The 15147-nt window shown below is 38.3% G+C and carries 14 protein-coding genes and 1 pseudogene; all 15 read right to left on the bottom strand.

Features of this window, described 5'->3' with window-relative positions:
- Window positions 1–102 precede the first annotated feature (102 nt).
- The 15 genes and pseudogenes from pnp to ACVYAD_RS01655 all read right to left on the bottom strand — a co-directional run bounded on the left by pnp (window position 103) and on the right by ACVYAD_RS01655 (window position 14577).
- The gene (pnp, locus tag ACVYAD_RS01725) at window positions 103–2217 is read right to left on the bottom strand and encodes a polyribonucleotide nucleotidyltransferase (protein WP_476424180.1); all 2115 of its coding nucleotides are present in this window, start codon (window positions 2215–2217) and stop codon (window positions 103–105) included.
- Window positions 2218–2503: 286 nt separating this feature from the next.
- Window positions 2504–2773, bottom strand: a complete 270-nt coding sequence (rpsO, locus tag ACVYAD_RS01720) for a 30S ribosomal protein S15 (RefSeq protein WP_349660889.1) — start codon at window positions 2771–2773, stop codon at window positions 2504–2506.
- Between the two features lie 284 nt (window positions 2774–3057).
- On the bottom strand, window positions 3058–4014 hold the full coding sequence (gene ribF / locus ACVYAD_RS01715) for a riboflavin biosynthesis protein RibF (protein ID WP_349660888.1): 957 nt from the start codon (window positions 4012–4014) through the stop codon (window positions 3058–3060).
- A gap of 13 nt (window positions 4015–4027) precedes the next feature.
- On the bottom strand, window positions 4028–4939 hold the full coding sequence (gene truB, locus ACVYAD_RS01710; protein ID WP_476424179.1) for a tRNA pseudouridine(55) synthase TruB: 912 nt from the start codon (window positions 4937–4939) through the stop codon (window positions 4028–4030).
- A gap of 377 nt (window positions 4940–5316) precedes the next feature.
- Window positions 5317–5658 carry a 30S ribosome-binding factor RbfA gene (rbfA, locus tag ACVYAD_RS01705; protein ID WP_079560500.1) on the bottom strand — a complete coding sequence of 114 codons (342 nt, stop codon included), beginning with the start codon at window positions 5656–5658 and terminating at the stop codon, window positions 5317–5319.
- A 101-nt stretch (window positions 5659–5759) separates the two neighbouring features.
- The gene (locus ACVYAD_RS01700) at window positions 5760–6038 is read right to left on the bottom strand and encodes a DUF503 domain-containing protein (protein ID WP_079560499.1); all 279 of its coding nucleotides are present in this window, start codon (window positions 6036–6038) and stop codon (window positions 5760–5762) included.
- Window positions 6038–8293 carry a translation initiation factor IF-2 gene (gene infB, locus ACVYAD_RS01695; RefSeq protein WP_476424177.1) on the bottom strand — a complete coding sequence of 752 codons (2256 nt, stop codon included), beginning with the start codon at window positions 8291–8293 and terminating at the stop codon, window positions 6038–6040. Before infB ends, ACVYAD_RS01700 begins: the two co-directional genes overlap by 1 nt.
- 14 nt (window positions 8294–8307) lie before the next feature.
- Window positions 8308–8616 carry a YlxQ family RNA-binding protein gene (locus tag ACVYAD_RS01690; RefSeq protein ID WP_053483263.1) on the bottom strand — a complete coding sequence of 103 codons (309 nt, stop codon included), beginning with the start codon at window positions 8614–8616 and terminating at the stop codon, window positions 8308–8310.
- Complete coding sequence (gene rnpM, locus ACVYAD_RS01685) at window positions 8613–8891, bottom strand: RNase P modulator RnpM (RefSeq protein WP_349660885.1); 279 nt, start codon at window positions 8889–8891, stop codon at window positions 8613–8615. Before rnpM ends, ACVYAD_RS01690 begins: the two co-directional genes overlap by 4 nt.
- 186 nt (window positions 8892–9077) lie before the next feature.
- Window positions 9078–10217, bottom strand: coding sequence for a transcription termination factor NusA (gene nusA / locus ACVYAD_RS01680; protein ID WP_349660884.1), 1140 nt, complete (start codon window positions 10215–10217; stop codon window positions 9078–9080).
- A 29-nt stretch (window positions 10218–10246) separates the two neighbouring features.
- The gene (rimP, locus tag ACVYAD_RS01675; RefSeq protein WP_079560495.1) at window positions 10247–10717 is read right to left on the bottom strand and encodes a ribosome maturation factor RimP; all 471 of its coding nucleotides are present in this window, start codon (window positions 10715–10717) and stop codon (window positions 10247–10249) included.
- Window positions 10718–11244: 527 nt separating this feature from the next.
- Window positions 11245–12648: pseudogene (locus ACVYAD_RS01670) on the bottom strand (PolC-type DNA polymerase III); the annotation flags it as partial.
- A gap of 109 nt (window positions 12649–12757) precedes the next feature.
- Window positions 12758–12889, bottom strand: a complete 132-nt coding sequence (locus ACVYAD_RS01665) for a hypothetical protein (protein WP_476424174.1) — start codon at window positions 12887–12889, stop codon at window positions 12758–12760.
- A 23-nt stretch (window positions 12890–12912) separates the two neighbouring features.
- Window positions 12913–14211 (bottom strand): reverse transcriptase domain-containing protein, encoded by a 1299-nt coding sequence (locus ACVYAD_RS01660; protein WP_476424173.1) that lies wholly within the window; start codon window positions 14209–14211, stop codon window positions 12913–12915.
- A gap of 150 nt (window positions 14212–14361) precedes the next feature.
- Complete coding sequence (locus tag ACVYAD_RS01655; RefSeq protein ID WP_476424171.1) at window positions 14362–14577, bottom strand: hypothetical protein; 216 nt, start codon at window positions 14575–14577, stop codon at window positions 14362–14364.
- Between the last annotated feature and the right edge of the window lie 570 nt (window positions 14578–15147).

Raw genomic sequence — 15147 nt, 5'->3', positions numbered from 1 at the left:
TGAAGCATACCAAAATTTATATGGATATCTCGAATAGAACCAGTTTCCTTATAGTTGATTTAAAAAAGGCTGCGCATAATACGCAGCCTTTTCTACAATTTATTATTTATCTTGCTCAGCGCGTTCTTTTTCCTCTTGGATAACTACTTTACGAGATAAATTCACACGACCTTGCTTGTCAATTTCAATAACTTTTACAAGTAATTGATCGCCTAGTTTTAATACATCTTCAACTTGTTTTGTACGTTCCTCTTGAATTTCAGAGATGTGAAGTAAGCCGTCTTTACCAGGGAATATTTCACAGAACGCACCGAATTTTTCAATACGTTTCACTGTTGATAAGTAATACTCGCCAACTTTTGCTTCACGTACGATGTCTTCGATAATTTGTTTTGCACGAGCGTTCATTTCTTCATCTGCAGAAGAGATGTAAATTGTACCATCTTGCTCTGTATCAATTTTTACGCCAGTTTCTTCAATAATTTTGTTAATTTGTTTACCACCAGGTCCGATAACATCGCGAATTTTATCAGGATTAATTTTCACGATTACAATTTTCGGAGCAAACGTAGATAATTTTTCACGTGGTTCTGCAAGAGTAGCAAGCATTGATTCTAAAATGTGCATACGGCCTATTTTAGCTTGTGTTAATGCTTCTTCTAAAATATTGCGTGATAAACCATCAATTTTAATGTCCATTTGAAGTGCTGTTACACCTTTAGCTGTACCTGCAACTTTAAAGTCCATATCCCCTAGGTGGTCTTCCATACCTTGAATATCAGTTAAAATAGAGTAGTGTTCTCCTTTTTTAATAAGACCCATTGCAATACCAGCTACAGGTGCCTTTAATGGAACACCAGCATCCATCATTGCTAACGTTGAAGCACAGATAGAAGCTTGAGATGTAGAACCGTTTGATTCAAGTACTTCCGATACACAACGGATTGTATATGGGAATACAGTTTCATCTGGAATAACCGCATCAAGAGCACGTTCGCCTAATGCACCATGACCGATTTCACGACGACCTGGTCCACGAATTGGGCCCGTTTCCCCTACAGAGAATTGTGGGAAGTTATAGTGATGCATAAAGCGTTTTGATTCTTCTACACCTAAACCGTCGATAATTTGCACATCTCCAAGTGCACCTAATGTACAAATAGAAAGGGCTTGTGTTTGTCCACGCGTAAATAATGCTGAACCGTGCGTACGTTGTAATAAGCCTGTTTCAGAAGAAAGTGGACGGATTTCGTCTAACTTACGACCATCTGGACGTACTTTATCTTCTGTAATTTGACGACGTACTTCGTCTTTAACCATTTTATCTAAAATTGTATAAACTTGCTTCATTGTTTCATCATCAGCTTCTTGCTCTTCATAAGAAGCAATAACACGATCTTTTACCGCTTTAATAGCTTCATCACGTGCATGTTTTTCAGCAGTTTGAATCGCGTCATGCATGTCAGTCTCACAAGCTGCTTTTATATCAGCTTGAATCGCTTCATCAATTTCAAATAACGTTACTGGTAATTTTTCTTTTCCTACTTCTGCAACGATTTGCTCTTGGAAAGCAATAATTTTTTTGATTTCTTCATGTCCGAACATAATGGCTTCTAGCATTGTTTCTTCTGGTACTTCTAGTGCACCTGCTTCTACCATGTTGATAGCATCCTTGTTACCTGCTACAGATAATTGGATTGTTGATTGATTAGATTGTTCCACTGTTGGGTTCACGATAAATTTACCGTCGATATAGCCAACTTGTACACCCGCAATCGGTCCGTCAAATGGAATATCTGAAATAGCTAACGCTAATGAAGAACCAAGCATTGCAGCCATTTCAGACGTGCAATCCGTATCGTTAGACATGACCATTGAAATTACTTGTACTTCATTACGGAAACCGTCTGGGAACATCGGACGAATCGGACGGTCGATTAAACGACTTGCTAAAATTGCTTTTTCAGATGGACGTCCTTCACGTTTAATAAAGCCACCAGGAATTTTACCTGCTGCGTATAAACGTTCTTCGTAGTTTACTGTTAATGGGAAGAAATCAAGTGGTTTCGGTGATTTTGACATTGTTGCTGTTGAAAGTACAGATGTATCACCATAGCGTACTAAAACGGCCCCATTTGCTTGTTTAGCTAACTGTCCAACTTCGATTACTAGCGGACGGCCAGCCCATTCATAGGAATAGACTTTCTTTTCGTTCATTCAATGAACCCCTCTCTATTATAAAAACACTTACTTCGTCTGTATGTACTAATAGTAAGTGTACCAAAAATGCTTGTTCTATGCTAAATATTTCATCAAATAATCATACATTTAAATTCAGTTATTGCCAATTTATTTAGGATTTATTTCTGTATTTGATTGAAACAAAGTTTTTTGCTTGAAATTCGTGTCATATATATGCTTTTTTTCGCAATAGTAAAGTTAACTGCCTTCTTAATGTTTATAAACATAAAGAAAAAGCGGGATTAATCCCGCTTTTCGACAATTAGCGACGTAAGCCTAAACGAGTGATTAGTTCACGGTAACGTTGTACGTCAGTTTCACGAAGATATTTTAATAGGTGACGACGACGACCTACCATTTTAAGAAGACCACGCTCAGAGTGGAAATCTTTTTTGTGTGTACGTAAGTGAGTATTTAGAGAGTTAATTTCCTCTGTTAATACTGCAACTTGTACTTCTGGAGAACCAGTGTCACTTTCGTGAGTACGGTACTCAGCAATAAGTTCGTTTTTACGTTGTTTTGAAATAGCCATTTGTATGGACCTCCTAAATAATTGTTAATCCCCATTAGCACAGTAAACGTTGGAGTCATCGATATACCGAGCTAAGGTTAAGCATATTATGCACTTATGAATGTTACCATAAATCAAAAGGTCAAGCAAGTGTTAACGTAAGCCTATTCAAATGCTAAAGCAGATTTAGGCTCATCTCTATAACATGGGGTTGATATCCGTTCCGTCTGGGCGTTTTCCTGGGTGCTCCCAGTCGGAACGAAAATCAACTTACTATACAGAGTATACGTTTCCAAATGCCATTCTTAACTTTCGGAAATGACCCCAAAATAGTCAATTGCTTCTTGTTTATCCTTTTCGATTTGGGCTTTCAAAGCTTCAATCCCATCGAATTTTCGTTCACTTCTTATACGTTTATACCAAGCGACATGAACTTCTTCACCGTAAATATTTTTTTCGAAGTTTAATATATGGACTTCGATGGATAATTGCTTGTCATTTGGATCTTTAAATGTTGGTTTATAGCCTACATTACAGACACCATCATACCAGTTATTTTGCACAAGTAATCGAACCGCATATACTCCGCTTGCTGGGATATAAGTTCCCTCTAACGCTTGGACATTAGCAGTTGGGAAACCGATTGTGCGTCCTCGCTTATCACCATGTACAACGATACCTGTAATTTCAAAGGGTCTTCCTAGAAGCAATCTCGCTGCTTCCATATCCCCCTCTTGTAAAAGCTTTCGGATACGTGTAGAGCTAATTTTTTCAATATCGTCGGTTTTCTTTTCAACAACCGTTACGCCGTATTCTCCATTACTCAATGCACGCATATCTTCCATTTTACCTTTACCGAATGCACCAAAAGAATAGTCAAAGCCAGCTGTAACATGTTGAATGTTCAACCCACGAATAAATGTATCAATAAATGCATCAGGTGAAAGCTTTGCAAAATCTGAAGTGAAATGTACAACAAATGCTGTATCCACGCCCTGTTCTTCAAATAGCTGCAATTTTTGCTGTAATAACGTTATATAAAATACTTTTTCGTTACGACCGCCTAGCACTAAAGAAGGATGTGGATCGAATGTCATAACAGCCGTTGGAATTTGACGCTTGTCTCCTTCTTCCTTCGCTGTCTGAATAACTGCCTGATGCCCTCTATGTACACCATCAAAAAAGCCAAGTGCCAATGAATACGGTTGCATGCTTTCTCGTTGCTGTAGCTGGTGTGGGTATTTTAAATGAATGACCTCCATACAAAAAATCCTCCTACTCTATCGTCGGAAACATCTTATGTGGCTTCATAAACCCTTCCTTTGTAGGATGGGCTTGATAGACCGCAACTGCTTTCCCACTGATTCCAAAAACAATTTTATCATGTATCTTTAATAATGCATCTGCGGGAAGCACTTGTCCATTGAAAATTTCTTTTTCATTAGCAGAAGTTATTTCAATAAATGGATAGTCTGTCAATGCATACTCAACTGGTAAAATGCAAGTATCGATTTGTTCAGCTTCCATCAGCTCAGCTACCTGTGCCAATGTAAAGCAATTTTCTTGTGTAAACGTACCTGAGGCTGTGCGTACAAGCTCTTTCATATGCGCAGGATAGCCAAGCGCCGCTCCGATCTGCACAGCTAGTGTTCGAATATACGTCCCTTTACTACACGCTATCCGTACAGGGAATGTAATTTCTTGTCCTTCATATTGTTCAACATCATCTAGTAGCTCTAATGCATAAATAGTAACTTGACGTGTCGGTCTTTCGACGATTTCACCTTTTCGAGCATATTCATAGAGACGTTTACCATTTACTTTAACAGCTGAAAACATCGGAGGCGTTTGTTGAATAACACCTGTAAGCGAGGCTAAAACTTCTTGCAATTGGGTACGTGTGAACTTTTTATTCGTATGATCTTGTTCAACCGTTTCTCCTTCTGCATCTTCAGTTGTCGTTGTACGGCCAATTGAAATAACCGCTTCATAGGTTTTTCCAGCATCTGTTAAATACTCTGCAATGCGTGTTGCTTGACCAATACAAATTGGGAGAACCCCCTCAACACCAGGGTCAAGTGTGCCTGTATGTCCTACTTTTTTTGTGCGTAAAATTTTTCGTAATTTAAAGACGCAATCATGACTTGTCATGCCGCGTTCCTTCCAAAGCGGTAAAATACCGTTCATAAATTCCCTCCTAATATCCAATAAAAATAACAGGTGTGTTGTTTAATCAACTTTATCCATTCTAATAAATAGAAGGCTCTGATTTCCGCTACGGGCTACTCGCTTTGTCGCTGACGCACAGATAAAACATTTGCTGTCGCTGCGTTAGCAGTACGCTTTCCCGCGGGAGTCGAGTAGCCCTACGCTACAATCAGTTAAAAATGGGCATATATTAACTAAACAACAAAAAAAATCTTTTTATCGCTCCATTAATAAATCTATTTTCCCCTAATCAACACGCCTGTAAAAAAATAGAGTCACAAATGTTTTATTCATTTCCGATAAATTTAAAAAGCCTGCCTGCATGAACATGCATATGGCAGACTTTTTTAGTTATCTTATTCTTCGTGTAAACCACGTAGCAATGTATCAATACGGTTCCCATATTCAATCGATGAATCGAATTCAAAAATTAGTTCTGGTGTACGACGTAAGCGGATTCGTGAACCGATTTCTGAGCGAATAAAACCAGAAGCCTTTAATAAAGCTTTTAGTGTATCCTCTTTTTCACGTTCATTGCCTAGAGTTGTAATATAAATTGTCGCTTGCTGTAAATCACCTGTTACTTCAACACCAGTAACAGTAACAAAACCAACACGCGGATCTTTTATTTTACGTCCAATAATATCACCAAGCTCTTTTTTCATTTGCTCGGCAACGCGGTTTGAGCGTAGAGACATAGTTTGTCACCTCAATTTCGATGTACAGAAAGTTGTGTCCTCACTTACACATAGTTTTTCATGCAAAGTGGTAAATCATACAACACAACTTCTAATGTAACTTATAAATAGTCCCGCCACACATTTAGCTGTTCCCAAGATGGATTTGACTGTAAGTAGTGAAGCGCGTGATTAATTTCACGCTCGGCTGCTTCTTTTGAAGAAGAAACAGCAACAAGCGCTATTTTCGTGCGTTGCCATACATTTTGATGATCAATTTCCGCAATCGATACATTAAATTTTTGTTTCGTGCGCGTAATCATACGCTGTAAGACAGCACGTTTTTCCTTCAACGAATGGGCAGTTTGAATAATGAATTCAACCTCTGCGTAAACGATCATTAAGCTCGTTTAACTTCTTCCATAATATAAGCTTCAATAATGTCGCCTTCTTTAATATCGTTGAAGTTTGTAATTGTAATACCACATTCGTAACCTCGGGCAACTTCTTTCACTTCATCTTTGAAACGTTTAAGTGTATCTAATTCACCTTCAAAAATTACTACATTATCGCGAATTACACGTACGCCTGAATCACGAGTTACTTTACCTTCTGTTACGTATGAACCAGCAATTGTACCAACTTTTGATACTTTAATTGTTTGTCGAACTTCTGCTTGACCAATAATTTTTTCTTCAAATTCTGGATCAAGCATACCTTTCATTGCTTGTTCAATTTCTTCGATTACTTTATAGATAATGCGGTGTAGACGAATATCTACGCCCTCTTCTTCTGCTGCACGTTTTGCATTAACATCTGGACGAACGTTGAAGCCGATAACAATTGCATTTGAAGCCGCAGCAAGAGAAATATCAGATTCTGTAATCGCTCCAGCGCCAGTGTGAATAATTTTCACGTTTACGCCTTCAACATCAATTTTCATTAATGATGCAGCCATAGCTTCTACAGTACCTTGAACGTCAGCCTTAACAATTAAGTTAAGCTCTTTCATTTCGCCTTGACTCATTTGTTCGAATAAGTTATCAAGCGTTACGCGTTGTTTTTCTGAACGTTGTGCTTGAATCGCTGACATTGCACGAGTTTCACCAACTTGACGTGCTGTTTTTTCGTCTTCAAAGACTACAAAACGGTCGCCAGCTTGTGGTACATCATTTAAACCTGTGATTTCTACTGGCGTTGATGGCCCAGCTTCTTTTCCACGACGGCCTTTGTCATTCACCATAGCACGTACACGACCATAAGTATGGCCAACAACAATTGGGTCTCCCACTTTTAATGTTCCATCTTGTACTAAAAGTGTTGCAACAGAGCCTCGACCTTTATCTAACTGTGCTTCAATTACTGTACCAAGTGCTAAGCGTTTAGGGTTCGCTTTTAGTTCCCCAACTTCAGCGACAAGTAAAATCATTTCAAGTAATGTGTCAATGCCTTCGCCTTTTAATGCTGAAATTGGTACGAAAATAGTTTCGCCGCCCCAAGCTTCAGGAACTAGGCCATGCTCTGTTAACTCTTGCATCACACGGTCTGGATTAGCTGAAGGTTTATCCATTTTGTTGACTGCAACAATAATTGGTACTTCTGCTGCTTTTGCGTGGTTAATTGCTTCTACTGTTTGTGGCATAACGCCATCATCTGCAGCTACCACTAAAATCGTTAAGTCAGTAATTTTCGCACCGCGCGCACGCATAGTTGTAAACGCAGCGTGTCCTGGTGTATCAAGGAAAGTAATTTTTTTGTCGCCTTCAGTTACTTGATAAGCACCGATATGTTGCGTGATACCTCCAGCTTCGCCAGCGGTAACTTTAGTATTGCGAATAGAGTCTAACAATGTAGTTTTACCATGGTCAACGTGACCCATAATTGTTACTACAGGAGGACGTTCTGATAACTCCGCCTCGTTAACTTCTTCAGTTTGTTCGAAGTGTGTTTCTAAATCCGTAATATCTACACGAATTTCTTCTTCAACTTCTACACCATAGTCTGCACAAATTAATTCAATTGCATCCTTATCTAATTCTTGGTTAATTGTTGCCATCACACCAAGCATAAATAATTTTTTAATAACTTCTGATGGTTCACGGTGTAATTTTTTTGCTAATTCAGCTACGGAAAGTGATTCAACAAAAGTAATTTTTTCTGGTAATTCCTTCTGCTTCACTGGCTGACTCGGTTGATGTGTTTTTGGATGGCGACGTTTTCCGCCATGGATTCCTGGTTTTGGACGTTGGTTGTAACCACCGCCACCTCTGCGATTATTATTATTATTGTTATTATTATTATTTTGTGTCATATTTCTATTTTGATTACCTTTTATATTCTTAGATTTTTCGTTAGACGAATTTGAGTTTTGACGCGTTTGTTGCTGATTATTTGCTTTAGGCTTAGAAGTAGCAGATTGTTGCTTTTGCCCTTCTTGCTTTTTTACCGGTTGCTGCTGTTTTTGCGAAACATTTTGAGTAGGTTGCTTCACATCTTTATTATTTTTAAATGATTGGTTTAACTTTGTCACTATGTCATTTTCTAACATTGACATATGATTTGTTACGCTCACATTTAATTTATTTAGTGCTTCAATAACCTCTTTACTCGATTTATTCACTTGTTTCGCATATTCATGAACTCTGATTTTGGTCATCTGCTCACCCCCGATTATTTTTCGTTGAGTAGACTAGACAATTTACTTGCAAAACCTTTATCGGTAATAGCTAAAGCCACTCGGGCCTCCTTACCTGTAGCATGTCCTAGATCATAACGATCACCAATTACATGATACTCAACGTTGTAGTACGTGCATTTATCTTGAATTTTTTTGCTAGAGTTTTTAGAAGCATCGTTTGCAAGCAGTACTAGCTTAGCATTACCATTGCGGACTTCCTTTACTACTAACTCTTCTCCTGAAATCACTTTACGGGCTCTTGCCGCTATTCCAAGCAAATTATGCACTGCTTGATTGATCATAATATAGACTCCCTACGAATCAACAAAATAAGTTCTTCGTAGATTTCTTCAGGAATTTTTACATCAAGTTGATGCCCTAAAACATTTTTCTTACGAGCGATTTCAATCGCTTTCTCTGATTTAGAGACATAGGCACCACGTCCAGGTTTTTTCCCGGAAACATCTACACTTACCTCGCCCTCTTTCGAACGAACGACACGAATCATTTCTTTCTTTGGTAACATTTCACCAGTAGCTACACATTTTCGAAGAGGTACTTTTTTATTAATAGCCATAAGAATCACCTTTCCTCTCTGAAGCTTGTCGTAAGAGGTGGACTAGCCGTGCACTACATTAGTTATATACTTGCATTTTAATTAAATACCGTACTATTTTCAATTGTAGGCTCTGCCATTATTCAGTCGGCGCAGCCCAACGCCTACTGAATAATGGTAGTTAACTAGTCACACGGGCTTTCTTACTTATTCTTCGTCGTCTTGATATAAGTCAACTGTTACATCAGCAAAATCACTTTCTTCATCCTCAGCAGGTATGAAAGTGCTTGTTGCAGATGGATAAATACCTAACTCACGAGCATCTGTTTCACTCTTAATATCAATTTTCCAGCCAGTTAACTTCGCAGCTAAACGAGCATTTTGACCACGTTTACCAATTGCTAATGATAATTGATAGTCTGGAACAACAACTGTTGTAGATTTTTCTTCTTCATCTACTTGAACATCTAAAACCTTTGATGGGCTAAGAGCATTTGCTACAAATACAACTGGATCTTCTGACCATTCAACGATATCGATTTTTTCACCGTTCAATTCATTTACAATTGTTTGCACACGAGCGCCTTTTGCCCCTACACATGAACCTACTGGATCTACTTCTTCGTTATGTGCATAAACAGAGATCTTAGAACGGTCACCTGCTTCACGAGCAATTGATTTAATTTCTACGATACCTTCGTAGATTTCAGGTACTTCCATTTCAAATAAGCGGCGTAATAAACCAGGATGTGTACGTGAAACAATTACTTGTGGTCCGCGTGTTGTACGTTCAACCTTTGTAATATAGACCTTGATGCGGTCGTGTGGATGATATGTTTCACCTTGAATTTGTTCGTTTTGTGGTAATGCAGCCTCTACTTTTCCTAGACCTACGTAAATATTACGAGCATCTAGACGTTCAACTACACCCGTTACGATATCATCTTCACGGTCCACATATTGCTCGTAAATTAAGCCACGTTCTGCTTCGCGCACTCGTTGTGTAACAACTTGTTTCGCTGTCTGTGCAGCAATTCGACCGAAGTTTCGAGGTGTCACTTCCTGCTCTACGATATCTTCTAATTGATAGGCAGGGTTGATTGCCTTAGCATCTTCTTCAGAGATTTGTAAACGATCATCTTCTACTTCTTCAACAACATCTTTACGTGAAAAGACACGAATAGAGCCCTTATCTAAATTTAAGTCCACACGAACATTTTGTGCTTGATTGAAGTTGCGTTTGTAAGCTGTAACTAATGCCGCTTCTATTGCTTCAATTAACACATCTCTTGAAATTCCTTTTTGTTCTTCTAGCGCATTTAGCGCATCTAACAAATCACTACTCATTTTTTTTCACTCCTAAATATGCATTATGCTTAAAAATCGATGGCAAGTCGTGCCAATGCGATTTTTTCTTGTTCAATTGTTACTGTAATTTTACGCGTTTTAATGCGTACTTCCATCACTAATGTATGTTCATCGTATGACGTTAAGTAGCCTTGGAATTCCTTCATGTCCTTAATGGGCTCATAAGTTTTAACATAAATAAATTTGCCAATCGCTTTTTCAAAATCAGTGTCTTTTTTCAATGGACGTTCTGCTCCAGGTGAAGAAACTTCTAAATAATAGTTTTGTGTAATTGGATCATTTTCATCCAATAGCAAACTTAGTCGTTCACTAACTTGAGCACATTGTTCAATGTCAATTCCACCCTCAGGTGTATCCACATAAACACGTAAAAACCAGTTACGTCCTTCTTTTACGAACTCGACATCTACAAGCTCAAGATTCAACTCTTCAACAATCGGTTTAGCGAGCTCTTCAATTAAAGATGGTACTTTGCTCATTGTTTCCTCCTGCATCTATCAAATTCTGGCGTAATAAAACAGAAATTCCACCAGTAGCTTTGGTGAAATTTAACGGTCTTACCTGCTGTTAGTCAAAAATTTGTTTTGCTACGGTATAACAACAGAAAAGAGCGGGAAGGTCCCACTCTTTTGCTGGAAAAATATCAACAAATTATTACCATAAGGATAGCATAGTTTACAGCACAATGCAAATTTCCTTTTTATAGACATCTAATCCATTATGCCTTGACATAATTGTTGCTGTCGCTTCGCTTTCGCACAGATAAACAATGTGTCCAGAAATCAAAATTGCGCTTAAATTAAGCCCTCACTACAACGTGGGGTTGATTTCGGTTCTAGCTAGGCGCTTTTCTAGAGTTGCCCAGCCTTGCCTCCAATCAACTTATATACTTGGTAGACATTTTAACAAATGTCATCCCCAACTTTTATTAGACTTAATTTGAACAAAAGGCAGAGAAGTTATTCGTGATATTGATGAAGATGCCTTCAAGCTAACTTTCGTAATTTTAGAAAAGTGATAACTGATTGGCATCAGGCATTCCTTCTAAACAACCCAATTGATCCATATATTCTATTAATGTTTTGGATACTCGACCTCGTTGCTGTAAATCTTCTTTCGATAAAAACTCTCCGTCCTCACGTGCTGCCACAATTTGTTTAGCCACGTTTGTACCAAGTCCAGGAATCGCATCGAATGGTGGAATTAAAGAGTTCCCATCAATGATAAATTCACTAGCCTGCGAACGATACAAGTCCACTTTCTGGAAGTTCATACCACGTTCACACATTTCAAGTGCTAATTCCATTACCGTTAATAGGTTTTTCTCTTTTGTTGAAGCATCTAAGCCCTTCAGATTGATTTCATCAATTTTTGTACGAATCATTTGCGGACCTTGTACCATGGCAATTAAATCAAAATCATCTGCACGAACTGTGAAATACGCTGCGTAATAAAGGATTGGGAAATGTACCTTAAACCATGCAATACGCACTGCCATTAACACGTACGCGGCAGCATGGGCTTTCGGGAACATGTATTTTATCTTTTTACACGATTCGATATACCAGCCAGGTACTTTATTCGCTAGCATTTCCGCTTCAAATTCGTCAGATAATCCTTTCCCTTTACGCACGGATTCCATAATTTTAAACGCCAGTGACGGTTCTAGATCTTGATAAATTAAATACACCATAATATCGTCACGACAGCCAATTACTTCTTTCAGCACACATGTACCATTTTGAATTAACTCTTGCGCGTTACCAAGCCATACGTCTGTTCCGTGTGATAGTCCTGAAATTTGCACGAGCTCCGAGAATGTTGATGGCTTTGTATCTTCAAGCATTTGGCGTACAAAACGGGTACCGAACTCAGGAATGCCGAGTGTTCCTGTCTTACAGCCAATTTGTTTTTCTGTTACGCCTAAAGTTTCTGGCGAACTAAAGATTTTCATAACGACTGGATCATCTGTTGGAATGGTTTTTGGATCTATCCCCGATAAATCCTGCAACATCCGAATCACAGTCGGATCATCGTGCCCCAGTATATCAAGCTTTAAAATATTATCGTGAATGGAATGGAAATCAAAGTGCGTTGTACGCCATTCTGCATCCTGTGCATCCGCAGGGAATTGTACTGGTGAGAAATCAAAAATATCCATATAATCTGGTACTACGATAATTCCTCCAGGGTGCTGTCCTGTTGTACGTTTTACGCCTGTACAGCCTTGTACTAAACGATCTACCTCGGCACCGCGGAAATGTAGATTGTTATCATTGGCATAGCCCTTTACGTAGCCATACGCTGTTTTCTCTGCGACTGTACCGATTGTTCCTGCACGATATACATAATCTTCACCGAATAATACCTTCGTATAATTATGGGCTTGTGGTTGATATTCACCAGAAAAATATGACGATAGGTAAACTTTTGATATTATCTCCAGCTTTTCCCCCGCCCCACACCGTACGTGACCCTTTCGGCGTCATACGGCGTTCCATCGTTAACTTTGTTGAAATTTATAAACTAAGCTTTGGATTTCCTACTTCCGTTCTTAGTTCGTTTATTTTATTTATAGCCTTCTTTTCGAATCGAGCTAACATCTTTACATAATCTTTATAAGCGAGCGGGTCTTTTGTATGAACAAGCATGTGATAACTCCTGTTGATTATAATCAGGTTATCATAGTCGTCTGTCCCACGTGAGCTGTCGGCTTAATATGATGACAAACGGCTTGATGTGGAGTAAGTCTTTCTCCTGTTATTCCGCAACTCCCTTTTTGAGCCACGTACTTACTCAGGCGATTATTTTCATACAAAACACTTTTAGCTTTATATATTCCTTTACGAAACATCTCAATTTCACGTACAGACACATGTTTTAAATCTTTATGAATTAAGGACCTGTCTTTCTCATTGTAAATCGTAAATTCAGGCTTTCTCTGTCCTCGTATATCATGTCGAATTGCTTCAATAGGATATACCAGCAATCCATTATTTTTAAATATTTGATAATTGTAATCCCCATAAAATTTATCAATGACATTGTTTGTTTCCCTCGTTTTCACGAATATGTTTCTCAACAACAATGATTTGATATTCGGATGCACTTTATGTCTTATTACATTGAAATCTTGTGATATCCTGGTCGCAATTTTGTAATAGTTATGCAGTCCAAGAATATTTGCATTAAAATTCATCACTTTTTCTGGAGTAGGACTTTTTCTAAGTTTAACTAACTGATACCTTATAACCCCTTGCACTTTTTCTTTTGCTTTAGGGTCCATTTTAGAATTTACGATATACCCTGTTTTAGCGTTGCCTTTTTGAACAGCCCTAAATCGTATCCCTAAAAAATCTGTACCGTTTTTACGTAGATTCGTGATTTTACTCTTTTCTTCACTTACTTCAAGCCTTAGACGCTCTTTTAGCCATTTTTCAACAGCTACTTTAATCTTTCGAGCGTTTTCAAAAGAGTTTGTAAAGATTTTAAAATCATCTGCATATCTGACAAGGTACATAGGCTTTAGCCTTGTTTTCTTTAGAGCATCCGTTTTATTTCGTTTCAGTTTATAAGGTACTTTTGTCGGCTTTGTTTCCCACTGGTTCGATACCCACCAATCTAATTCATTCAATACTATATTAGCAAGAAGCGGGGATAGGATACCGCCTTGTGGAGTTCCCTTTGTCGGAATACTTTCACCTGTAATTTCAGCTTTTAGCATCTTTTTAATAATTGTTAAAACTTTTTGGTCCCTTATACCAATTGCCCATAATTGCCTCATAAGCTTTTTATGATTAACGTTATCGAAAAATCCTTTAATATCTATATCGACCACAAAGTGTTGATGACTATGATTAACCAAATGGTAACACCTTGCTAATGCATCATGTGTGCTTCTTTTCGGTCTAAATCCGTAGCTTTGAGGATGAAACCTAGCTTCTACAATCGGCTCCAGCACTTGTAGGAACATGCTGAATCAATCTATCTTCAATCGTAGGAATTCCAAGTGGTCTCATTTTTCCGTTTGGCTTTGGAATAAACAACCTTTTAACCGAATGTGGTTTGTAGTTTTCAAGTCTTTTTCTTATTATCTTTATTAGCTTGTCGGCATTTATTTTGTTTAAATGTTTAATTGTGTGTCCGTTTGTACCTTTCGTTTTACTACCTTACTTTTTAGGTTACGAAAAGCGAGTAAAATATTTTCTTCAGAAATAATCAGCTCATAAATATCTGTAAAGTATCGACCCTTTTCGCTTTCTATAAAGAGATTATCAAACGTCTCTTGTAAGCCAAAATACTCGTTATTTCTTAACTTTTGAATCATTAAGTCAGCCAACTAATCACTTCCTTTACGAAGTTTTCGTTCTCTTTAGTCATACACGAATCTGACTTATTGTAGGTTTTGTCTCAACGTTAACGACTTGTGCCCTTCCCTCTGAAATGTTTTTCCCTCCGACTTATTGGTTATTCAGTCATCAACAGCATTTCTTCGTCAGTACTACGGCACTACTGCCACTCCTTTAAAGTATGTTATAGCCATTTTGCCTTTCCATACACCGTCGTCATTGAAGTGCAATCTTCTCTTACGTTAGGAGCTTCACACGTTCCACTATTTCTATCTGTACATAATTCCCTTAGGCTCCCTCTAAATTCCGCTAGGCTGGATTGTGCCTGTAACACAATATGGATTTTCATAACCTAACACTTACTCATCCACACCTAGAAGTCCTAACTGGACCCCGTAGCATTTCTACTACGTGACATTCACGAAAAGTCAGTCAAGGGTTCGTCTCGGTTATTCTACCGCTTCTAACCATAGGAATTTTATAGACACCAGGCCTATCATTCACAAGAGATTTCTATCTCTCTTTCCACAGCCGAACTGTTTGGGTGAACTTCAGCCCAC

Source organism: Lysinibacillus sp. G1-3, from assembly GCF_056322905.1.
This window is presented reverse-complemented; position numbering and strand designations above follow the sequence as displayed.